A 21,637-nucleotide genomic window follows, 5' to 3' on the forward strand; every position below is an offset into this window, starting at 1 on the left:
TGGACCACACGCGATGTCAAAACGCCTGTTGAGGTGCGACGGTCCGCTCATCGGCCGTCAGCCACGGCCGGTACCTTACTCGGCGGTCAGTATTGCATGTACCGTGCTATCGCACGCGGTTTCGTGACTGCTGCTGAGCACCCGGACAGCGCGGCGCCTCCCGTGCCGACAGCCGCTATCGTGAAGTCGCCTTCGGTGTTGCGTGGTGCCCACCGTCGACGGCCAGACCCGGGAGGACCAGGTTGCACATCGGGAAGATCACGATCGGGACGATCGATGATTGGACGCCGGCCCCAGGTGTCGTGACGTCGTGGCATCCGACCACCGCGGCCATGGAGAAGGCGCGCCAGGCGCCGGTCAGCCCGGTCCCGGTCAGCTACATGCAGGGTCAGCACATCCGCGGTGTCTACGAACAGGCCGCCAAGGGCCTGGACTACTCCCGGCAGATCATCGCCACCTGCGAGGTTCCCGGCGTCTGTGACATCGAGGCGATGAACCACGCGCTGAACTCCTACCTGCGCAGGCACGACACCTACCGCAGCTGGTTCTCCTACGACGGTTCCGGTGACATCGTGCGGCGCACCATCGCCGATCCGGCCGATATCGAGTTCGAGGCCGTCGTCCACGGCGAGATCACCACCGAGGACGCCCGCAAACACATCGTCGACATCCCCTCCCCGTTGGAGTGGGGCTGCTTCTCGTTCGGAATCGTGCAGAGCGAGGACCATTTCGACTTCTACGCCAGCATCGACCACGTGCACGGTGACGCCGCGCTGATCGGCATCACCATGCTCGAGGCGCACGGGATGTACACGTCGCTCACCACCACCGGGCAGCCCATGCCGCTGCCCGAGGCAGGCCACTTCGACGACTTCTGCGTGCAGGAACGCGAACGTACCGACCAGCTGACGGTCGATTCGCCGGAGGTGCAGGCCTGGATCGAGTTCGCCGAGAACAACAACAACAGCATGCCGGAGTTCCCGCTGCCGCTGGGTGACGCGTCGGTGCCGACGGTGGCCGACATGGTCGGGGAGATGCTGCTCGACGCCGATCAGACGGCGCGCTTCGACGCCGCCTGCGTCGCCGCGGGGGTCCGCTTCGTCGGCGGCCTGTACGCGTGCACCGCCATGGTCGAGCACGAGCTGACCGGTGCGGCAACGTATTACGGTCTGACCCCGCGGGACACCCGGCGGACCTCGGACAATTTCATGACCCAGGGCTGGTTCACCGGTCTGGTGCCGCTGACCGTGCCGATCGCCGCGACGACGTTCGCCGAGGCGGCCTGGTCGGCGCAGACGTCGTTCGACACCGGTCTCGAGCTGGCCCGGGTGCCCTACTACCGGGTGCTGGAACTGGCCCCGTGGCTGGACAATCCGCGCCCGAACTTCCCGGTGTCGAACTTCCTGCACGGCGGGGCGGCCCCACTCAACGCCGTTCTCGCCGCGGCGGAAATGGGATATTCCAACAACATCGGCATCTACTCCGACGGCCGATTCTCCTACCAGTTGACCGTCTACGTGTTCCGCTACGACAAGGGCACGGCGATGGCGGTGATGTTCCCGGACAACGAGGTCGCCCAGAAATCGGTGACCCGGTACATCGCGACGATGAAATCGGTGATCGAGCAGGTCGCCGAGACCGGAGACTGGGGTCGTTTTGGTTAAGCCGGTGTGCCGGTTCGGTGAGTGGCAGTAGTGGGGGACGTGTGCGTCGGTTAGCCGATTTTGTGGTGCGGTGGCCGCTGGCCGTCATCGGGCTCTGGGTGGCACTGGCGGTGGCGCTGCCACTGGCGGTCCCGAGCCTCAACGAGATGGCGCAGCGCAACCCGCTCTCCATGCTCCCCGGCGACGCGCCGTCCAGCGTCGCAGCCCGCCAGATGGAGGAGGCGTTCTCCGAGCCCGGCACCGATGACCTGTTGCTGGTGGTGCTGACCGACGAGGACGGCCTGGGCCCCGAGCACGAGGAGACCTATCGCAAACTGGTCGACGCGCTGCGCGATGACCAGGCCAACGTCGTGATGCTGCAGGAGTTCATCGGAACACCCGCTCTGCGTTCGACTTTGACCAGTAAGGACGACAAGTCCTGGGTGTTGCCGGTGGGCCTGGCCGGAGCGCTGGGCACTCCGCAGTCCTACGAGTCGTTCAACCAGGTCTCCGATCTGATCGAGCGGACGACCGCCGGTGGCCCACTCGAGGTGCACCTGGCCGGCCCGGCAGCAACCGTCGCCGACCTCACCGTCGCCGGTGAGAAGGACCGGTTGCCCATCGAGATCGCGATCGCCGTGCTGGTGCTGCTGGTGCTGCTCATCGTCTACCGCAATCCGGTCACCATGCTGCTGCCGCTGGCCGGGATCGGCATGTCGCTGGTGATCGCGCAGGCCTCGGTGGCGGGGCTCTCGGAGTTCACCGGCCTGGGTGTCTCGAATCAGGCGATGATCCTGCTCAGCGCGATCATCTTCGGCGCGGGCACCGATTACGCGGTCTTCCTCATCAGCCGCTACCACGACTTCATCCGCAGGGGCGAGGACTCGCACACCGCGGTCCGCGAGGCGCTCGGATCGGTCGGCAAGGTCATCACCGCCTCGGCGGCGACGGTCGGTGTCACCTTCCTGGCGATCAGCTTCGCCCAGATGGGTGTCTTCTCCACCGTCGGCGTCTCGTCGGCGGTCGGTGTGTTCGTGGCGTATCTGGCCGCGATGACCCTGCTGCCCGCCCTGCTCGCCGTGATCGGCCCGCGCGGCTGGATCAAACCCCGCAAGGAGGTCACCTCGCGGCTGTGGCGGCGCTCGGGCGCGCGGATCGTGCGCCGGCCGTGGGCGCATCTGATCGGCAGCCTGCTGGTGCTGTTCCTGCTGGCCGGTCTGGCCGGCTTCGCGACGTTCAACTACGACGACCGCAAGGCCGTCGCCGCCTCGGAGCCCAGCTCGCTGGGGTACGCGGCGCTGGAGGAACACTTCGACATCAACCAGTCCATCCCGTCCTATGTGCTGATCCGTTCCCCCAAGGACCTGCGCAACCCGGAGGCGCTGGCCGACCTGGAGCAGCTCGCCGAGCGGATCGCCCAGATGCCCGACATCCAGATGGTCAGCGGTATCACCCGGCCGCTGGGCTCGGTGCCGCCGGAGTTCCGGGCCACCTATCAGGCGGGCATCGTCGGGACCCGGCTGGCCGACGGCGCCAAGATGATCAGCGACGGCTCCAAGGATCTGAACCGGCTTTCCAGTGGAGCGAACACCCTGGCGGGCGGCCTGTCCGATGTGCGCGGCCAGGTCACCGAGATCGCCGGCAGCCTGCAGCAGATGGTCGATGCGTTCGCCGCGCTGCGCGGCCAGTACGGCGGGGACAAGCTGGTCAAGAACGTCGATGTGGCGGCCAAGCTGGTGGCCAGCATCAACCGGCTCGGCAACTCCATGGGTGTGAACCTGATGGCGACCCGGGACATGTTCGCCTGGGTGCCCCCGGTGCTGGCGGCCCTGCACGGCAATGTGGTGTGCGATCTGGACGCCTCGTGCAGCCAGACGCGTATCCACCTGTCCCGGCTGGCCGCCGCCCGCAATGACGGCACGCTGGCCGAGATCGAGGATCTGGCCGGGCAGCTGGAGTCGCTGCAGGACCGGCAGTCGCTCAACGCGGCGTTGCAGCAGGTCGGCACCGCGTTCACCCGGCTGACCAATGCCATGCAGGCCATGGGCCTGGACAGCCCGGCCGGTGCCGAGGCGACGCTGGCCCAGCTGCAGCAGGGCGCCGAGCGCTCGGCCAGCGGCAGCCGGCAGGTCGCCGACGGGGTGGACCAGATCGTCGATCAGATCCAGGTGATGCGCACCGGTCTGGACCAGGCCGCGGCGTTCCTGCTGACGATGGCCGAGAACGCCAACTCGCCGGCCATGGCCGGGTTCAACATCCCGCCCGAGGTCCTGCAACTGCAGGATTTCCAGATGGCCAGCAAGGCCTACGTCTCGCCGGACGGCCATGCGGCGCGCTATCTGGTGTTCACCAAGCTCGACCCGTTCGGCCCGGCCGCGATGGACCAGGTCAAGGCCATCGAGGACGCCGCCCGTGGCGCGCTGCCCAACACCGAACTCGCCGACGCCTCGGTGTCGATGGGCGGGTATCCGGTGGCCCTGGCCGATACCCGGGACTACTACGAGAAGGACATCCGCTACATCGTCATCGTGACCGTGATCGTCGTGCTGGCAATCCTGATGCTGCTGCTGCGCGCGATCATCGCGCCGCTGTATCTGGTTGGCTCCGTGGTCATTTCGTACTTCGCGGCGCTGGGCCTCGGGGTGCTGCTGTTCCAGGTCATCCTCGATCAGCAGCTGCACTGGACGGTCCCGCCGCTGGCCTTCGTGGTGCTGGTCGCCGTCGGTGCCGACTACAACCTGCTGTTGGTCTCCCGAATGCGGGACGAGGCGCCGCTCGGGCGTTTCGGCATCGTCCGGACACTCAGTTCCACCGGCGGTGTCATCACCGCGGCCGGCCTGATCTTCGCCGCCTCGATGTGGGGCCTGTTGTTCTCCAGCATCGGTACTGTGGTGCAGGGCGGGTTCGTCATCGGCATCGGCATCCTGCTCGACACCTTCCTGGTCCGAACCGTCACCGTGCCCGCCATGGCCACGTTGGTCGGTAAGGCGAACTGGTGGCCATCTCGACCCACGGCGCGAGGGAGCAGTACGGCATGAAGAAGCTACTCGCGGCGGCTACCGCGCTCATGACGATCGGCGCCACCGGTCCGCTCGGTATCGGGATCGCCACCGCCGACGAGCCGCCACCGGGCCCCGCGGTGCCCGGTCCGGCCGGCCCGGGTCATGCCCGCACCATCGAGGGCCGCGGCTACGCACTCGGCGGCGCGCACGTGCTCGGCATCCCGTACGACGAATACATCATGCGCACCGGCGCCGAGTGGTTCCCCGACCTCAACCGTCAGATCGTCGACTACCCGGCCGGCCAGGTCCAGGGCCACACCCTGGAGCGGCTGTTCCCCGGTATCGGCCGTCTCGACGATCAGTTCCCCGGCCTCGGGATCGACGGTCCCAGCTACGGCGAGTCCATCGACGTCGGCGGCCCGAACCTGTTGGCCGCCATCCGCGCCGGCGGGCCCGGCATGGCCGTCGGGCTGTCCGAGGGCGCTTCGGTGCTCGACGATGTCAAGATCCGGCTGGCCAACGATCCGACGGCGCCGCCACCGGATCAACTGGCTTTTGCCACCTACGGCAACCCGGTCGGCAAGCACGCCTTCGGTGAGAGCTTCCTGAGTCAGAACTTCCCGGTCGGCAGCGTCGTCCCGTCGCTGGACTACCGGATGCCGCCCGAGGTGGAGAGCCAGTACGACACCCACCTGTTCGTCTCGGCCTACGACAGCATCGCCGACTGGCCGCAGCGGTCGGACAATTGGATCTCGGTGGCCAACGCCATCGTCGGTCTGGCCACCGGGCACACCGCCGTCGCGTTCACCAATCCGAGTATGGTTCCGCCGCAGAACATCCGGACCACTGTCAACTCCCGCGGCGCCAAGACCACGACGTACATGATCCCCGAGGAGCACCTGCCGCTGGTGCTGCCGTTCAAGTACCTCGGTGTGGATCAGAAGACGCTGACCGAACTCGACCGGGTGCTGCAGCCCTACGTCGATGCCGGCTACACCCGTAACGACAACCCGCTGACCGCGCCCATCACCGTCGACCCGGTCAACGGCTACGATCCGGCCGAGGTCACCGCCCCGGCCACCCAGGCCGCATTCGGCGGTGGCGCAGATCCGGTGTCGCAGTTGATGGCCGGGCTGCAGTTCGTGCTGAACAACCAGCCGCCGCCCAAGCCCTAGCTACAGGCTCGCGAACCCCACCGCCAGCAACACCACGCCGACCATCGCGATCAGCGCCGCCACCGCACGTCTGCCCTGCGCCCGCAGCCAGTCGTTGAAACCGGTCAGTGTGGCGCGGGTGCGCTCGGGGGCCAACAGGTAGGCGATCAGCGGGATCTCGACCAGGGCGAAGGCCACCACGTTGAACACCAGCAGGGCGGTCAACCGGGTGCCGGAGCTGACGTCGGCAGCCCCGATGACCGCCAGCGCGGCCAGGTAGTCCACCGACGGCAGCGCGATGCCCAACCCGGCAATCCCTGCGACCCAGAGTGATTGGCCGTCGAGCAGTTTGCGCACCCAGTCCGGGACGGTGCGCGGCTTACCCTTGGTTACGGCGATGACGGCGGCCGCCAGCAGCGCACACCCGCCGATCACGATCTGCACCCTGGGTAGCGTGAACCGGGTCGAATCCGGTAGCTGGGATTGCAGTACCAGCAGGACCACCGCCCCGACGGCCAGCCCCATCAGGAAGCCGCCGGTCAGGAAGGCGGCCAACTGCAGTTGTGGCCGTGGGCGATTGAGCATCACCACCGACATCCCGATGCGGAACGGCTCCAGGCTGACGGCGACAGCCATGACCAGGAGGGTGATCCACATCGGGTGGGGCTACGCGTCCAGCCGGACGAACTGTCCCTGCCGGTACTGTTCCACGCAGGCCGATCGGCGGATCTTGCCGCTGGTGGTCGTCGGGATCGAGCCCGGGTCCACCAGCACGATATCGGCCACCTGGACGCCGTGGGAACGCGAAATCGCCGCGGTCACCTCGGTTTTGAGCTCGTCGAACGGCTGATCGCGGTTCTTGAGTTCGACGACCGTGACCAGTTGCTCGGACTGGTCGTCGGCGACCGCGATGGCCGCCACCCGCCCGCGGGTGAGACCGCGGACCGTCTCTTCGATGTCCTCCGAGTAGTGGTTACGGCCACGCACGATCAGCATGTCCTTGATGCGCCCGACGATGAACAGGTCGCCCTCGGAGATGAATCCGCGGTCGCCGGTGCGCAGCCAGTCGGTCGCCGGCAGATCCGGCGGTCCGTCGACCAGCGTTGCCCCGAAACCGGTTCCGGTCAGGTCGGGTTTACGCCAGTAGCCGGCGGAGACGTTGTCGCCGTGCGTCCAGATCTCCCCGACGGTGCCCTCCGGGCAGGGGCGGCCCGTGTCGGCGTCGACGATCAACAGCGATGGTGACACCGCGACGCCGTACCGGATGAGTGGTGTTCCACCGGGCCGGCGCACGGCCGCGCCGCGGGCCAACTCGTCGACGTCGAACTCGATGACCTCGGGAACCCGCCCCTTGCCGCCGCTGGCCACGAACACCGTCGCCTCGGCCAGCCCATAGGACGGCATGAGCGCCTCCGGCGCAAAACCGAACGGGGCGAACCGCTCCAGGAACCGGGTGACCGTCGGCGGCTGAACCCGCTCGGCGCCGCAGATGATGCTGTCGACGACGCTGAGGTCCAGACCGGCGAGCTCCTCGTCGGTGGTGCGCCGGGCGGCGAGGTCCAACGCGAAGTTCGGGCCACCGGACACCACCACCCGGTGCCGGGCCATCGCCCGCAACCAGCGCGCCGGGCGGGTCAGGAAGGCGATCGGGCTCATCAGGTCCGCCTCGACCCCGGCCAGGATGGGCGCGGCCACGCCCAGCATCAGACCCATGTCGTGGTAGAAGGGCAACCAGGAGACCAGGGCGCCCCCGGGCGGGAAGGCGCCGCCGTGCTGCATCAGATAGTCCGGCATCAGCTGGTCGAAGTTGGCGATCAGGTTGCGGTGGCTGATCATGACGCCCGCCGGCGCCCGCGTGGAGCCCGAGGTGTACTGCAGATAGGCGATGTCCGGGCCATCGCTGATGTCGGTCGCCGTGGGTTCCCGCCCGTCGAGGTCCAGCGTGTCCACGGAGACCACAGCGGTCATCGCCGCGCCGTCGTCGACGTACCCGGTGGCGACGTCGAACAGTGCCGCGGTCGTCAGCACCACGGCGGGGGAGGTGTCGGCGACGACGGCGCTGGTGCGCTCGTCGTGCGAGCCGGGCACCGGGGCCGAGAGCGGGACGGCGATGAACCCGGCCTGCATGGCGCCCAGGAACGCGACGATGTAGGGCAATCCCTGCGGCGCGATGATCAGCGCCCGTTCCCCGGGCGCGCCGTGCTGGCTGATCTCGTCGGCCAGGTTGAGCGTGCGCCGGTACAGCTGACCCCAGGTCAACGTCTCGACCACGCCCTCGGGATCGCGGTCGTAATCGGTGAAGGTGAAGGCGAGGCCGTCGGGGGTGTCACCAGCGCGGTCCCGCAGCACGGTCAGGATGGACGCGTTGGGCATGGGGGTCAGGCTACTCAAAGGTTGCGTTCAGGCTGAGCGTGACCATGGCACCCGACGGATATCCGGGTCAGGATGGGGGACGTGGTGTCTGTGCAGACCGCGTTGCCGGTCGTCGATCTCGGTGCAGAACCGGAGGCACTGCGTCGCCGGCTCCGGCAGGTCGCACACGAGGTCGGCTTCTTCTATCTGACCGGGCACGGGGTCCCCGAGGACCTCATCTCCCGGTTGCTGTCCGCGGCCCGGCGGTTGTTCGCCCTGCCGCAGGCCGACAAGGACGCCATCGCCATGGTCAACAGCCCGCACTTTCGCGGGTACACCCGGCTCGGTGGTGAGTTGACCGGGGGCACGGTCGACTGGCGCGAGCAGATCGACATCGGCCCGGAACGGCTGCCGCTGACCGACCCGGCCGAGCCCTACCTGCGATTACAGGGCCCCAACCAGTGGCCGGCCGGGTTGCCCGAGTTGCCGGCTGTCGTCGCCGAGTGGGATGCCGCGCTGGCCGGCGTCGGGCGCACCCTGCTGGGGCACTGGGCCGCGTCGCTGGGTAACCCGGACGACGTGTTCGACGCCGCGTTCGCCGACACCCCGGCCACCCTGATCAAGGTCATCCGCTATCCGGGCCGCGCCGACACCGACCAGGGCGTCGGTGCGCACCGCGATGCCGGGGTGTTGACGTTGTTGCTGGCCGAACCGGGCAGCCGGGGACTGCAGGTGCGCGTCGGTGAGCAGTTCCGGGAGGTGGATCCGCTGCCCGGGGCGCTGATCGTCAACATCGGGGAGATGCTGGAGATCGCCAGTGGCGGTTACCTGCGGGCCACCGAGCACCGGGTGCGGATCTACGATGAAGAACGCCTGTCGGTGGCGTACTTCTTCAACCCCAGACTGGACGCGACGATCCCGGTGCTGCAGTTGCCTGCGGACCTGGCCGCCCGCGCCCGCGGTGTCACCGACGACACCGCACACGACCGGATATATGCGGTATACGGCCGCAATGCCTGGAAGAGTCGACTACGGGCGCACCCCGACGTCGCCGCCGCGCACCGTTACATGTGAAGATGGAAGTGTTATGAGCGACACAGAACTGAGCCCGGCCTCACTGCGCGAGGCGTTCGGGCATTTCCCGACCGGAGTCATCGCCATCGCCGCCGAGGTCGACGGCGTGCGGGTCGGTCTGGCGGCCAGCACGTTCGTGCCGGTGTCACTGGACCCGCCGCTGGTGTCGTTCTGCGTGCAGAACTCCTCGGAGACCTGGCCGAAGCTGAAGAACCTGCCATCGTTGGGCATCAGCGTGCTCGGCGAGTCGCATGACGCCGCGGCGCGCACGCTGGCCGCCAAGACCGGTGACCGGTTCGCCGGGCTGGAGACCCAGTCGCGCGAGAGCGGCGCGGTGTTCGTGCACGGCACCAGCGTGTGGCTGGAGAGCACGATCACCCAGGAGGTCCCGGCCGGGGATCACACCATCGTGGTGCTACAGGTCAGTGAGATCGTCGTGCACGATGTGCCGCCGATCGTGTTCCACCGCAGCACCTTCCGCAAACTCGGCGGCTAGGGCCGGGCGGCCAGCTGTTCGCGGTACCCGCTGATCCGCTGGTCGAGTTCGGCGGCGTCACCGGTGCGGCCCTCCTTGCGGGCAAGCTGCGCGCGGACCGTGAGCTCGCGGATGGCCGTGCGAATATCGTTGACGCTGATCGTTTCTCGGTGTGACATGGCTGAGCCTCTGATCGCTGATCGGTCGTTCGTGGTCGCTTCCCCAACCGTACGCCCGATATCGCGCGCCGCCCAGGGATCGCGCCTGTCGACTCCTCGGTGTTGACTCTGCGCCCAGGGTGCGGGTCACTCATACTTTCCCGCCGTGCGCGCAGAGTCAACGAGAATGGCCCGTGGCGTCACCGCGACGGTGCATTGAGATCGCGAAATGGGCCGAAAACTCGGTCTGAGTGCACGCTCGGCGCGGGGGTATGCGTTGACTCTGCGCCCAGGGTGCGGGTCACTCGTACTTTTGCGCCGTGCGCGCAGAGTCAACGGCGAGCTATCGCCGACCGTGCTGATGTTCCGGCTATCGCCGGAAGAGCTTGTTGCCCAGCCAGACGATCGGGTCGTACTTGCGGTCTGCCACGCGTTCCTTCATCGGGATCAGCGCATTGTCGGTGATCTTGATGTGCTCGGGGCAGACCTCGGTGCAGCACTTGGTGATGTTGCACAGGCCCAACCCGAACTCGTCCTGCGCCATCTCCTGGCGGTCGACGGTGTCCAGCGGATGCATGTCGAGCTCGGCGATCCGCATGTGGAAGCGCGGGCCGGCGAAGTTCTCCTTGTTCTCCTCGTGGTCACGCACCACGTGGCAGACGTTCTGGCACAGGAAGCACTCGATGCACTTGCGGAACTCCTGGCTGCGGTTCACATCCTCCTGCTGCATCCGGTACTCGCCGGGCTGCAGATCCTTGGGCGGGGTGAACGACGGGATCTGGCGCGCCTTCTCGTAGTTGAACGACACGTCGGTCACCAGGTCGCGCATCACCGGGAAGGTCCGCAGCGGGGTGATGGTGACGGTCTCGTTCTCGTCGAAGGTCGACATACGCGTCATGCACATCAGCCGCGGACGGCCGTTGATCTCCGCCGAGCACGACCCGCACTTACCGGCCTTGCAGTTCCACCGCACGGCCAGATCGCCGGCCTGGGTGGCCTGCAACCGGTGCACGATGTCGAGCACCACCTCGCCGTCGTTCACCTCGACGGTGTAGTCCTGCAGGTCACCGCCGGACTCGTCGCCCCGCCATACCCGTAGCTTTGCGTTGTAAGCAGCCATGATCAGCCCTTCCGGTCCGGGTGTTCGGCCAGTTGGTCATCGGTGTAGTACTTCTCGAGCTCGGACAGTTCGAAGGTGGCCAGCAGGTCGGGCCGCATCACCGGTTGTTCCTCGGGGGTGACGATGACGTCCGGGACCACCGGGTCACCTGGCTTGTCGCCGGCGCCGTCGACCGTCTTGCAGACCAGCAGCTTGTTGCGCCAGGTGCGGTCCATCTGCGGATGATCGTCGCGGGTGTGGCCGCCGCGGCTCTCGGTGCGCTGCAGTGCGGCCTTGGCGACGCACTCACTGACCAGCAGCATGTTGCGCAGGTCGATGGCCAGGTGCCAGCCGGGGTTGAAGATGCGGCCGCCCTCCACGACGACATTGGCGTAGCGCTTCTTCAGCTCGTCGATCTTGCCCAGTGCCTCCTGGAGCTCACCCTCCTTGCGGATGATGCCGGCCAGGTCGTTCATCGACTCCTGCAGCTCGGCGTGCAGGGTGTACGGGTTCTCCGGGTTCGCCTTGGGCTCGAACGGATCCAGCGCCAGCTCGGCCGCCCGGTTGAGCGCGTCCTCGGACACCGCCGGCCGGGTGTCGGCGGACAACGCCCGCACGTAGTCGGCAGCACCGAGTCCGGCGCGCCGGCCGAACACCAGCAGGTCCGACAGCGAGTTGCCGCCCAGGCGGTTGGAGCCGTGCATGCCGCCCGAGCACTCGCCGGCGGCGAACAGACCGGGCGTGGCGGCGCCGCCGCTGTCCGGGTCGACCTCGATACCACCCATCACGTAGTGACAGGTCGGGCCGACCTCCATCTCGTCCTTGGTGATGTCGACCTCGGCGAGCTCGATGAACTGGTGGTACATCGACGGCAGCCGGCGCTTGATCTCTTCGGCCGGCATGCGTGAGGCGATGTCCAGGTACACCCCGCCGTGCGGGGTGCCGCGGCCCGCCTTCACCTCTTCGTTGATCGCACGGGCCACCTCGTCGCGGGGGAGCAGATCAGGGGTGCGACGCGCGGAGTCGTTGTCCTTGAGCCACTGGTCGGCTTCCTCTTCGGTCTCGGCGTACTGACCCTTGAACACGTCGGGGATGTAGTCGAACATGAAGCGCTTGCCCTCGGAGTTCTTCAGCACTCCGCCGTCACCGCGCACACCCTCGGTGACCAGGATGCCCTTCACCGACAGCGGCCAGACCATCCCGGTCGGGTGGAACTGGATGAACTCCATGTTGATCAGGCCCGAGCCGGCACGCAGCGCGAGGGCATGGCCGTCACCGGTGTACTCCCAGGAGTTCGACGACACCTTGAAGCTCTTGCCGATACCGCCGGTGGCCAGCACGATCGCGGGCGCCTCGAACAGCACGAACTTCCCGGTCTCGCGGTAATAGCCGAACGCGCCGGCCACCCGGTCGCCGTCCTTGATGATCTCGGTGATCGAACACTCGTGGAAGACCCGGATACGGGCGTCGTAGTCGCCCAGTTCGCGCTTGTCCTCCTGCTGCAGGCTGACGATCTTCTGCTGCAGGGTGCGGATGATCTCCAGGCCGGTGCGGTCACCGACGTGGGCCAGCCGGGGATAGGTGTGGCCGCCGAAGTTGCGCTGGCTGATCTTGCCGTCCTTGGTGCGGTCGAACAGCGCCCCATAGGTTTCCAGCTCCCAGACCCGGTCCGGGGCCTCCTGGGCGTGCAGTTCGGCCATCCGCCAGTTGTTCAGGAACTTGCCGCCGCGCATGGTGTCACCGAAGTGCACCTGCCAGGAGTCCTTGGTGTTGACGTTGCGCATAGCCGCGGCGCAGCCGCCCTCGGCCATCACGGTGTGCGCCTTGCCGAACAGCGATTTCGTCACCACCGCCACACGCAGACCGCGTTCGCGGGCCTCGATCACCGCGCGTAGTCCCGCCCCGCCGGCACCGATCACGACGACGTCGTAGGTGTGCCGTTCCAGGTCAGTCATGCAAAAACCTCACTAATCCGTAATTGAGTTGTCAGCCAACAAATCTCAGGTCGGGGAACCAGCCCGCAGCCAGAGACATGACATAGAAGTCGGTGAACATCAGGGTGCCCAGGGTGATCCACGCATACAGCTTGTGCCGCGTGTTCAGCTTGCTGATCTGCGTCCACATCCAGTACCGGACGGGGTGCTTGGAGAAGTGCTTGAGACGCCCGCCCGCGACGTGCCGGCAGGAGTGGCAGGACACCGTGTAGGTCCACAACAGCACCACGTTGATGACCAGGATCAGATTGCCCAGGCCGAAGCCGAACCCGCCGTCGGGCTTGTGGAAGGCGATGATCGCGTCGTAGGTGTTGATCACCGAGATCAGCACCGCCAGATAGAAGAAGTACCGGTGGGTGTTCTGGATGATCAGCGGGAACCGCGTCTCACCGGTGTACTTCGCGTGCGGTTCGGCCACCGCGCAGGCCGTCGGCGACTGCCAGACCGACCGGTAGTAGGCGCCGCGGTAGTAGTAGCAGGTCAGCCGGAACAGCAGCAGGAACGGCAGGGACACCGCGGCATACGGCAGCCACCAGACATCGGGCAGGAACTGTCCGAAGTGACTGGCCTCGGGCACGCACCCGGTACTGACGCACGGTGAGTAGAACGGGGTCAGATACCCGTACTCGGCGACGTAGTAGTTGTTCTGCATGAACGCCCGGACCGTCGCATAGATGACGAACGCGGCGAAGCCGAGATCGGTGATCAGCGGAGACTTCCACCACGCATCGGTACGTAGTGTGCGCTCCTTGATCCGCGCTCTGGTGGGTGAGAAGACGCCGGTACCTTGAGGATTCGAGGTCGGAGCGCTCACTGGGTTCCCTCTTCTTCTGTTGTGTCGGGGCTCTTCACCCCTGCGGTCTAGCGGCTGCCGCCGAGACCCTCGTCATCGACACCGCTCCAGAAATCCCTGGAGTAGTCGTGATCGGGGATGGTGATCTTCTCGGCGGCGCGGGGGTGCGCTGGTGCTCCACGCATCTCCAGTTCCGCGGCATCGATGTCCAACCGGTCGATATCGTTGAGCATGCGTTCGGCGTCGTTCACGATGCGGCGCATCGCAGGGGCGTCGCCGTAGCGCGCGCGCAGCGATGTGACGCAGCGGCGAAGGTTGCCGATGAGTTCGTGCAGTTCGGCAAGCTCAGTCGTGGTGGACAAGGGTGACCTCCTTGGGCTGAAGGGTGTCAAGGATCACAGTACGCATTCGATGTTAGCCACAACACGCAGTTGATGAGTGAGACAGATCACGTCTACATCCCAGAAAGGGTCATAAATGTCGAATGACGACCTCACGCAGAGGGCCGACGCGCTGCTGGCGCTGCACCGCCCCGGCGACCCCGCGATCCTGCCGACGGTATGGGACGCTTGGTCGGCGAAGACCGTGGTCGACGCGGGTTTCGCGGCGCTGACGGTCGGTAGCCACCCGGTGGCCGATTCGGTCGGCAAGCCCGATGGTGAGGGCATGAGTTTCGACGATCTGGTCACCCGGGTCGCCCAGATCACCGGGGCGGTCGACGTCCCGATCTCGGTGGACATCGAATCGGGATACGGCGAGTCGCCGGCGCGGCTCATCGAGGGCCTGCTGTCGGCGGGCGCGGTCGGGCTCAACATCGAGGACACCGTGCACTCCGAGGGTGGCCGCATCCGGTCCGACGAAGATCATGCCGCGTTGATCGGGGAACTGCGCAAGGCCGCCGACGCGGCCGGCGTGCACGTCGTCATCAACGCGCGTACCGATCTGTTCCTGCGCGAGGTCGGTGACGAGTCCGACCGGTTCGACCGGGCCGTGCACAAGCTGAAACTGGCCGCCGACGCCGGCGCGGACAGCCTGTACCCGGTGGGCCGCCACGATGACGACACCTATCGCCGGCTCGTCGAGGAACTGCCGCTGCCGGTCAACGCGATCGCACTGCCGGCCGACGACGATCCCGCGCGGTTCGGGCCGCTGGGCGTCGGCCGGATCAGCTTCGGCCCCTTCCTGCAGTTCACCCTGACCGAGCGCATCAAGGAACTCGTCACCCCCTGGAAGAAGTAGCGCCGCTGCCGTCAGATCGACGTTCGTGCGCTCTCGGTGGGCAATACCGCGCAGAAACGTCGATCTCACCGGCCGCCTGCACGACGACGCCGCCTGCACGACGACGAGGCCCCGCGACGTATCGCGGGGCCTCGTTGCGTGTTGCCTACTTGGTGGTGATGGAAATGCGCTGCGGCTCGGTGCCGGCATACACGCCGGCCACCCGGACCGTCAGCACGCCGGCCTCATACGACGCGGAGACGGCGTCGCCGGAGACCTGGGCGGGCACCTTGAACGACCGGCGGAACGCGCCGTACCGGACCTCGGAGAGGGTGCGGCCCTCGGCGTGCTCGTCGCGACGCTCGCCGTGGATCACCAGTTGTCCGCGGTCGAGTTCGATGCGGATGTCCTCGGCGACGGCTTCGGTGCTGAAGCCCGGCAGTTCCAACCGGACGACGGCGTCGTCACCGTCGCGGACCACCTCGGCGGCCGGATGGAAGTCCGCCGAGACGGGCGCGGGGCTGCCGAAGAAGTCGCGCAGCCAGATGTCGACCGGCGAGGCGGGACGGGTGCGTACGGGGGTGGTGCTCATGAATCGTCTCCTCAACTCGTGGTGATGGTGTCGTGGCGACCAGCCCGGTGCCGGTCCGCTGAAAATAGAACTTGAGCGGACCACGCTGAAGTTCCAGCTGGGCGTTCGCCGTCAGCGAAGCACTCACACGTTCCGCCGCGGACATGTGAGGAAGCCGTGACGGCCACTTCACACGAGGGCACATTGCGGCAATATCGGCTTTCTACCGTCACCGGTATGCAAGCAGCCAAGCATGTGATCGTGGTCGGCCACGGCATGGTCGGACACCGCTTCGTCGAGGCCCTGCGGGCCCGCGACACCGACGGCACCTGGCGGATCACGGTGCTCTCCGAGGAGGCCGACGCTGCCTACGATCGCGTCGGGCTGACCGGCTACACCGAACACTGGGACCGCGCGCGGCTGGCGCTGCCCGGGAACGACTACGCCGGCGACACCGCCGTCAGTCTGCGGCTGGCGATGCCGGCCAAGGTCATCGACCGGGAGGCCAAGACGGTCACCACCGTCGACGGGCAGTGCCTGAGCTACGACGCGCTGGTGCTGGCCACCGGCTCGTACGCCTTCGTCCCGCCGGTGCCCGGCCACGACCTGCCGCACTGCCACGTCTACCGCACCCTCGACGACCTGGACGCCATCCGTGCCGGCTCGCTGGCCGCGGCCAAGTCCAAGACTCCCGTCGGCGTGGTGATCGGTGGTGGTCTGCTCGGGCTGGAGGCTGCCAACGCGCTGCGCGCCTTCGGATTACAGACCCACGTGCTGGAGATGTCACCGCATCTGATGGCCGCGCAGCTCGATCCCGCCGGCGGCGCGCTGCTGAACCGGATGATCCGCGGCCTGGGCATCCAGGTGCACACCGGCGTCGGCACCGAGACCATCGCACCGGCCCAGCGCAACAAGCCGCTGCGCAAGTCCCAGGACGACGACGCCGTGCGGTTGACCCTCAATGACGGCACCAGCATCGACGCCGGCGTGGTCGTGTTCGCCGCCGGTGTGCGTCCCCGCGACGAATTGGGCCGCGCCGCCGGTCTGGAGATCGCCCAGCGCGGCGGCGTCATCACCGACCGGGGCTGCGTGACAAGCGATCCGGACATCTATGCCATCGGTGAGGTGGCCGCCATCGAGGGCCGCTGCTACGGCCTGGTCGGTCCGGGCTACACCAGCGCCGAGGTGGTCGCCGACCGGTTGCTCGGCGGCGCGGCCGAATTCGGTGAGGCCGACATGTCCACCAAACTCAAACTGCTCGGTGTCGATGTCGCCAGCTTCGGTGACGCGCAGGGCCGCACACCCAACAGCCTCGACGTCGTGGTCAACGATCCGGTCAAGCAGACCTATGCCAAGCTGGTGCTCTCCGATGACGCCAAGACCCTGCTCGGTGGCATCCTGGTCGGCGACGCCTCCTCCTACGGTGTGCTGCGCCCGATGGTGGCCAGCGAATTGCCCGGTGATCCACTGTCGTTGATCGCACCCGCCGGCGACGGCGGCGCGGGCGCGCTGGGTGTCGGCGCGCTACCCGACATCGCACAGATCTGCTCCTGCAACAACGTCACCAAGGGCGATCTGAAGGAGGCCATCTGCGATGGCTGCACCGATGTCGCGGGCCTGAAGAAGTGCACGCTGGCCGGTACCTCCTGTGGATCGTGTGTCCCGCTGCTCAAGCAGCTGCTGGAGGCCGAGGGCGTCGAGCAGTCCAAGGCGCTGTGCGAGCACTTCGGCCAGTCCCGCGCCGAGATGTTCGAACTCATCCGGGCCACCGAGATCCGCACCTTCTCCGGGCTGATCGAGAAGTACGGCACCGGAAAGGGTTGCGATATCTGCAAACCCACCGTCGCCTCCATTCTCGCGTCGACCAGTTCCGACCACGTCCTCGACGGCGAGCAGGCCTCCCTGCAGGACTCCAACGACCACTTCCTGGCCAACATTCAGAAGAACGGCAGCTACTCGGTGGTCCCGCGGTCACCCGGCGGCGAGATCACTGCCGAACAGCTGATCCTGATCGGCCAGATCGCCAGGGATTTCGACCTGTACACCAAGATCACCGGCGGGCAGCGCATCGACATGTTCGGCGCGCGGGTGGACCAGTTGCCCGAGATCTGGCGCCGTCTGGTCGAGGGCGGCATGGAGTCCGGCCACGCGTACGGCAAGTCCCTGCGCACCGTGAAGAGCTGTGTCGGCAGCACCTGGTGCCGGTACGGACAACAGGATTCGGTGGACATGGCCGTGGAGATCGAGAAGCGCTACCGCGGCCTGCGCGCCCCGCACAAGATCAAGATGGCGGTCTCGGGATGCGCCCGCGAATGCGCCGAGGCGCAGAGCAAGGACGTCGGCATCATCGCCACCGAGCAGGGCTGGAACCTGTACGTGTGCGGCAACGGCGGGATGTCACCGCGGCACGCGCAACTGCTGGCCGGTGATCTCGACGACGAGACGCTGATCCGCTACATCGACCGCTTCCTGATGTACTACATCCGCACCGCCGACCGGTTGCAGCGCACCGCGCCGTGGTTGGAGGCGCTCGACGGCGGGCTCGAGCACGTGCGCGAGGTCGTCTGCGACGACTCGTTGGGGCTGGCCGCGGAGTTCGAGGAGGCGATGGCCCGCCACGTCGCGGGCTACGCCTGCGAATGGAAGGGCGTCCTGGACGACCCGGAGAAGCTGTCGCGCTTCGTCTCGTTCGTCAACGCGCCCGAGGTGGCCGATCCGACGATCGAGTTCACCGAGACGTCGGGACGCAAGGTGCCGGTGGCCATCGGTATGCCGAAGTTCACGCCGCAGGAGGACGCGAAATGACCATCACCGACGACCGCAAAGATGTTGTCGCCGAGGTGGATACCGTATGGACGACGGCATGCCCGCTGGACCGGCTGCTGGCCAACCGCGGGGCCGGGGTGCTGCTGCCCGGCGGTGCGCAGGCCGCGCTGTTCCGCCTCGACGACGGATCGCTGCACGCGGTCGGCAACATCGACCCGTTCTCCGGCGCGGCGGTGATGTCCCGCGGCATCGTCGGTGACCGGGCCGGCCGGGCGTGTGTGCAGACACCGATCAAGAAGCAGGCCTTCGCCCTGGATGACGGCGTCTGCCTTGATGATCCGACGAAGTCGCTACCGGTCTACCGGACCAGGATCACGCCGGACGGTCTTGTGCAGATCGCTGCGTGACGGCGATCGCCCAGTAGGCGTCCCGGCCCGGCCCGGGGTGCCGCACGACATCGCCACGGCGCTGCAGCACGGTGAGATTGCGATACACCGACTCGATGACGGCAGTCGAATGACCCTGCCGCAGAACATGATCCCGCAACTCGGCGGTGGTCATGGGCCGATCTGCATCCCGTAGCGCATTCACCAACTGCGCGCGCAGACGATCACTGTGCCCCACCGAAGCCATTTGCACGATCCTAGCCCAGCAGGTGCGCCGGGCTCGAATCGGCTGGTCAGGCGGCGCTGGACAGTCGGACCGCGGCGGCGCGCCGGAACCGGTTGGCGATCAGACGGACCATCCCGGGGTGAATGCCCAGCGGCTCGGCCACCAGGTCGGCGCCGGAGTTGCGCAGCCGATCCTGGAAGAGCCCGTCGGCCAGCAGGTAGGACGCGACCGCGATCCGTCCCCCGCGGCCACGCGCTCTGGCGACCTCCACCGCGTCGGCCACCGTGGGTGCGCCGGTGGCGGCATAACCGAGCTCGACCCGGTCGCCGATCAGTGCCGACAGCATGGCCGCGGTCTGGCGCAGGTCGGACTGCGCGCTGCGATCGGAGGTGCCCGCGGCAGCCATGATCACCGAATCGCCGGGGCGCCAGCCGGATTCCTGCAGCCGGTCGGCCAGTACGCGCACCGCGCCCGGGCCCGGCCCGAGTGGCGGGGTCACGGTCACCGCCGGGTGTGAGCTTGCCTCGACGTGTGCGGGGACGTCGGCGCGGACGTGGTAGCCGCCGGCCAGGAACGCCGGCACCAGCACGGCGGGCCGGTCGGCGGGCAGTCCGTCGAGCACCTCGGACGGTGTCGGTCCCAGCACATCGACGAACGCGACGTGCACCGGCCGGTCCAGCACGTCGGAGACACGTTCGGCCAGTTGACCGATCATGCCGACCCCGCCGGGTTTGCGGGTGCCGTGCGCCACCAGCACCGCGGAGGCATCGCGGTTCATGACACCCCTACCGGGTACTCGTCGACGGCCAATCGGTAGCCCCGCTTGACCACGGTCGACACGATGTTCTTGTCGCCCAGCGCAGTTCGTAACCGCAGCACCGCGGTCTCGACGGCGTGGGTGTCGCTGCCGCTCCCCGGCAGCGCACTGAGCAGATAGTGGCGTGACACCACCGAGCCCGGCCGGTGGGCCAGCGCGCGGATGGTCGCCATCCCGGCCGGGGGCAGCTCCTTGACCACATCGTCGACCAGCACACAGGTGCCGCGGATCTCCAGCAGATGCCCGGCCACCCGCATCCGACGCGACTGCAGCAGCGGCAGCTCGTCGGTGATGTGGCGGGCCAGGGCGCCCAGGCGCATCCGCTCCGGGGCCGAGGTGGGCACGCCCAGACGCACCAGCGGGCGCGCGGTGATCGGGCCCACGCACATGGCATGCACATTGGTGCGCAACGCATCCAGCACCGCCGACTCGACACCGAGATCGGCCGCGCGCAACAGCAGGGCGGCCACCGCCGGCGCGGAGGTGAAGCTGACGGCGTCGAAGCGCTGATCGGCGATGGCCAGCACCAGTTGGTCGAAGGGTCCGTTGCGGGGTGCGGGATTCCAGCGGTACACCCGGATGGGCACCACGTCGGCGCCCGCGGACCGCAACTCGTCGAGGAACTCGGGGAATGGATCCCAGTCGTCGTTGGTGCCGTGCAGTTGCACCGCCACGCGCATGCCGACGATGCCGCCCTCCAGCAGGTAGTGCAGCAGTTCGCGGGAGGACTCCGATTCCGGCGACCATTCCTCGGGCAGCCCCGCCGCGCGCAGTGCGCCGGTGGCCTTGGGCCCCCTCGAGACGATGCGGGCGTTGCCCAGCGCGGCGGTCAGGTCGTGGGCCAGGCCCCAGCCGTCGGCGGCGGCGATCCAGCCGCGGAACCCGATGCCGGTGGTGGCGATCACGATGTCGGGCGGGGTGGCGATCAGCGCCTCGGTATTGGCGCGCAGCTCGTCGTCATCGGGCAGCGGCACCATCGTGATGGCGGCTGCACTGGTCACGTCGGCACCGCGCCGGGTGAGCAGGGCGGCCAGCTCCTCGCTGCGTCGAGCCGAGGTCACCGCCACCCGGAACCCGGTGAGCGGTGCCCAGTCAGGTTCAGTCATGTCACCTGTGTATTCAGTCGGTGTTTCTGGGCTGTTACCCCGCGATTGCGCGCGGGTGTCGCAGCAGGCCGGACTGCTGGGGCGGCTGCGGACGACATCGGTCAGAGGTTAGGAGCGCATTGTTGCGCGGGCACTGCCGGCGATAACCCGGCCGTGAACATCCGCTCACCTCCCGGGGGCGCGGACGGTGAGGTGGCGGCCTGGCGCTACCAGACGTCCCCGGCCCGCCAATCACAGCTCAGCTCCGCATCGAAGTCCAGCTCGACGTCGACCGGCAGTACGTACACCCCGCCGTCATCCTCGGGGGTGCGAGTGATGCCCGTCGGTGCCAGCACCGAGGTGGGGCCCCGCCACTGCCGCCAACCGCGCGGCAGATACAGCTGCAGGCCGGCTTCCGAGGAGCCCAACGCGCCCACCTGGTACGCCCCGCGCAACACCTGTTCCAACGCATCCATGATCGCGGTCGCCAACCCCTGGCCCCGCCAGTCCTCCCGGACGGCGACGGCCTCGATGTAGCCGCAGCGCAGTGGTGTCTCGCGGTGCAGCAGCCGACGTTGCACCACCGCACCGTGCGCGATGATCGCGCCGCGGTGGAAGATCAGGGCGTGCATGCCGCCGAGGGCGTGCTCCCAGTCCGAGTCGTCGAAGGCGCCGTCGGGATCGCCGGCGAAGGCGTCCACCACCATCCGGTGCGCATCCGTGCGGGTCTCGGCGTCCAGATCGGCGGTGTGGATCAACCGCGCGGTGTGGACGTCCCGGACCGCGCCCTGGCCCTGCGTGTGACTGCGCACACCGCCGTTTCT

20 protein-coding genes are annotated in these 21,637 nt (G+C 67.8%); 8 read left to right on the plus strand and 12 right to left on the minus strand.

From position 1 onward, the window contains the following. Positions 1-242: 242 nt before the first annotated feature. From BST17_RS05980 to pe, 3 genes are read left to right on the plus strand one after another with little or no spacing between them, the layout of a single operon-like run. Positions 243-1,664 carry a condensation domain-containing protein gene (locus tag BST17_RS05980; RefSeq protein WP_083056159.1) on the plus strand — a complete coding sequence of 474 codons (1,422 nt, stop codon included), beginning with the start codon at positions 243-245 and terminating at the stop codon, positions 1,662-1,664. A gap of 41 nt (positions 1,665-1,705) precedes the next feature. Further along, on the plus strand, positions 1,706-4,681 hold the full coding sequence (locus BST17_RS05985) for an MMPL/RND family transporter (protein WP_083056160.1): 2,976 nt from the start codon (positions 1,706-1,708) through the stop codon (positions 4,679-4,681). Next, positions 4,678-5,820: an acyltransferase PE gene (gene pe, locus BST17_RS05990; RefSeq protein ID WP_083056567.1), complete on the plus strand. Its 1,143-nt coding sequence runs from the start codon at positions 4,678-4,680 to the stop codon at positions 5,818-5,820. The genes BST17_RS05985 and pe overlap by 4 nt, the downstream gene beginning before the upstream one ends. Here pe and BST17_RS05995 read toward each other — a convergent pair whose 3' ends face one another. Beyond that, positions 5,821-6,456, minus strand: coding sequence for a GAP family protein (locus BST17_RS05995; protein ID WP_083056162.1), 636 nt, complete (start codon positions 6,454-6,456; stop codon positions 5,821-5,823). It lies immediately after the preceding gene. 9 nt (positions 6,457-6,465) lie between these two features. Next, entirely contained in the window at positions 6,466-8,172 is a 1,707-nt protein-coding gene (locus BST17_RS06000; RefSeq protein ID WP_083056163.1) for an AMP-binding protein, read from the minus strand. Positions 8,173-8,253: 81 nt separating this feature from the next. On the opposite strand from BST17_RS06000, the gene BST17_RS06005 reads away from it, so the two are divergent. Then, positions 8,254-9,225 (plus strand): isopenicillin N synthase family dioxygenase, encoded by a 972-nt coding sequence (locus BST17_RS06005; protein WP_407937735.1) that lies wholly within the window; start codon positions 8,254-8,256, stop codon positions 9,223-9,225. Positions 9,226-9,238: 13 nt separating this feature from the next. Further along, a complete protein-coding gene (locus BST17_RS06010) occupies positions 9,239-9,721 on the plus strand; it encodes a flavin reductase family protein (protein WP_083056165.1) in 483 nt (160 codons plus the stop codon). Here BST17_RS06010 and BST17_RS29200 read toward each other — a convergent pair. From BST17_RS29200 to BST17_RS06030, 5 genes are all read right to left on the minus strand, one after another. Next, entirely contained in the window at positions 9,718-9,879 is a 162-nt protein-coding gene (locus BST17_RS29200; protein ID WP_165762222.1) for a hypothetical protein, read from the minus strand. The genes BST17_RS06010 and BST17_RS29200 overlap by 4 nt on opposite strands. 349 nt (positions 9,880-10,228) lie before the next feature. After that, positions 10,229-10,978, minus strand: a complete 750-nt coding sequence (locus tag BST17_RS06015; RefSeq protein ID WP_083056166.1) for a succinate dehydrogenase/fumarate reductase iron-sulfur subunit — start codon at positions 10,976-10,978, stop codon at positions 10,229-10,231. Between the two features lie 2 nt (positions 10,979-10,980). Beyond that, positions 10,981-12,912, minus strand: a complete 1,932-nt coding sequence (locus BST17_RS06020; RefSeq protein ID WP_083056168.1) for a fumarate reductase/succinate dehydrogenase flavoprotein subunit — start codon at positions 12,910-12,912, stop codon at positions 10,981-10,983. A gap of 31 nt (positions 12,913-12,943) precedes the next feature. Continuing rightward, positions 12,944-13,765: a succinate dehydrogenase subunit SdhC gene (locus tag BST17_RS06025; RefSeq protein WP_083056169.1), complete on the minus strand. Its 822-nt coding sequence runs from the start codon at positions 13,763-13,765 to the stop codon at positions 12,944-12,946. Positions 13,766-13,812: 47 nt separating this feature from the next. Beyond that, entirely contained in the window at positions 13,813-14,106 is a 294-nt protein-coding gene (locus BST17_RS06030; RefSeq protein ID WP_019511717.1) for an Rv0250c family protein, read from the minus strand. Between the two features lie 115 nt (positions 14,107-14,221). On the opposite strand from BST17_RS06030, the gene BST17_RS06035 reads away from it, so the two are divergent. Beyond that, on the plus strand, positions 14,222-14,983 hold the full coding sequence (locus tag BST17_RS06035) for an isocitrate lyase/PEP mutase family protein (RefSeq protein ID WP_083056170.1): 762 nt from the start codon (positions 14,222-14,224) through the stop codon (positions 14,981-14,983). A gap of 145 nt (positions 14,984-15,128) precedes the next feature. On the opposite strand, the gene BST17_RS06040 is transcribed toward BST17_RS06035, so the two are convergent. After that, the gene (locus BST17_RS06040) at positions 15,129-15,554 is read right to left on the minus strand and encodes an Hsp20/alpha crystallin family protein (protein WP_083056171.1); all 426 of its coding nucleotides are present in this window, start codon (positions 15,552-15,554) and stop codon (positions 15,129-15,131) included. A gap of 216 nt (positions 15,555-15,770) precedes the next feature. Here BST17_RS06040 and nirB point away from each other — a divergent pair, with 216 nt between their 5' ends. Next, positions 15,771-18,338 carry a nitrite reductase large subunit NirB gene (nirB, locus tag BST17_RS06045; RefSeq protein ID WP_083056172.1) on the plus strand — a complete coding sequence of 856 codons (2,568 nt, stop codon included), beginning with the start codon at positions 15,771-15,773 and terminating at the stop codon, positions 18,336-18,338. Next, positions 18,335-18,706: a nitrite reductase small subunit NirD gene (gene nirD, locus BST17_RS06050; RefSeq protein WP_083056173.1), complete on the plus strand. Its 372-nt coding sequence runs from the start codon at positions 18,335-18,337 to the stop codon at positions 18,704-18,706. Before nirB ends, nirD begins: the two co-directional genes overlap by 4 nt. Here the strand turns inward: nirD and BST17_RS06055 are convergent. From BST17_RS06055 to BST17_RS06070, 4 genes are all read right to left on the minus strand, one after another. After that, positions 18,672-18,932 carry a helix-turn-helix domain-containing protein gene (locus BST17_RS06055; protein WP_083056174.1) on the minus strand — a complete coding sequence of 87 codons (261 nt, stop codon included), beginning with the start codon at positions 18,930-18,932 and terminating at the stop codon, positions 18,672-18,674. The two genes, nirD and BST17_RS06055, sit on opposite strands and share 35 nt — an antisense overlap. A gap of 46 nt (positions 18,933-18,978) precedes the next feature. Then, a complete protein-coding gene (locus tag BST17_RS06060; protein WP_083056175.1) occupies positions 18,979-19,689 on the minus strand; it encodes a sirohydrochlorin chelatase in 711 nt (236 codons plus the stop codon). After that, the gene (locus tag BST17_RS06065) at positions 19,686-20,834 is read right to left on the minus strand and encodes a uroporphyrinogen-III synthase (RefSeq protein WP_083056176.1); all 1,149 of its coding nucleotides are present in this window, start codon (positions 20,832-20,834) and stop codon (positions 19,686-19,688) included. The genes BST17_RS06060 and BST17_RS06065 overlap by 4 nt, the downstream gene beginning before the upstream one ends. A 206-nt stretch (positions 20,835-21,040) precedes the next feature. Further along, complete coding sequence (locus tag BST17_RS06070) at positions 21,041-21,625, minus strand: GNAT family N-acetyltransferase (RefSeq protein ID WP_083056177.1); 585 nt, start codon at positions 21,623-21,625, stop codon at positions 21,041-21,043. Positions 21,626-21,637: the final 12 nt, after the last annotated feature.

This window comes from Mycolicibacterium bacteremicum, from assembly GCF_002086115.1.
GTDB lineage: Bacteria > Actinomycetota > Actinomycetes > Mycobacteriales > Mycobacteriaceae > Mycobacterium > Mycobacterium bacteremicum.

Excerpts from the sequence above, each read along its gene's own strand:
- BST17_RS06055 (WP_083056174.1), bottom strand. The coding sequence starts at position 18,932 with ATGGCTTCGGTGGGGCACAGTGATCGTCTGCGCGCGCAGTTGGTGAAT.
- BST17_RS06035 (WP_083056170.1), top strand. The coding sequence starts at position 14,222 with ATGTCGAATGACGACCTCACGCAGAGGGCCGACGCGCTGCTGGCGCTG.
- nirB (WP_083056172.1), top strand. The coding sequence starts at position 15,771 with ATGCAAGCAGCCAAGCATGTGATCGTGGTCGGCCACGGCATGGTCGGA.
- BST17_RS06060 (WP_083056175.1), bottom strand. The coding sequence starts at position 19,689 with ATGAACCGCGATGCCTCCGCGGTGCTGGTGGCGCACGGCACCCGCAAA.
- BST17_RS29200 (WP_165762222.1), bottom strand. The coding sequence starts at position 9,879 with ATGTCACACCGAGAAACGATCAGCGTCAACGATATTCGCACGGCCATC.
- pe (WP_083056567.1), top strand. The coding sequence starts at position 4,678 with ATGAAGAAGCTACTCGCGGCGGCTACCGCGCTCATGACGATCGGCGCC.
- BST17_RS06010 (WP_083056165.1), top strand. The coding sequence starts at position 9,239 with ATGAGCGACACAGAACTGAGCCCGGCCTCACTGCGCGAGGCGTTCGGG.
- BST17_RS06000 (WP_083056163.1), bottom strand. The coding sequence starts at position 8,172 with ATGCCCAACGCGTCCATCCTGACCGTGCTGCGGGACCGCGCTGGTGAC.
- BST17_RS06020 (WP_083056168.1), bottom strand. The coding sequence starts at position 12,912 with ATGACTGACCTGGAACGGCACACCTACGACGTCGTCGTGATCGGTGCC.
- BST17_RS05995 (WP_083056162.1), bottom strand. The coding sequence starts at position 6,456 with ATGTGGATCACCCTCCTGGTCATGGCTGTCGCCGTCAGCCTGGAGCCG.
- BST17_RS06065 (WP_083056176.1), bottom strand. The coding sequence starts at position 20,834 with ATGACTGAACCTGACTGGGCACCGCTCACCGGGTTCCGGGTGGCGGTG.
- BST17_RS06015 (WP_083056166.1), bottom strand. The coding sequence starts at position 10,978 with ATGGCTGCTTACAACGCAAAGCTACGGGTATGGCGGGGCGACGAGTCC.
- nirD (WP_083056173.1), top strand. The coding sequence starts at position 18,335 with ATGACCATCACCGACGACCGCAAAGATGTTGTCGCCGAGGTGGATACC.
- BST17_RS06040 (WP_083056171.1), bottom strand. The coding sequence starts at position 15,554 with ATGAGCACCACCCCCGTACGCACCCGTCCCGCCTCGCCGGTCGACATC.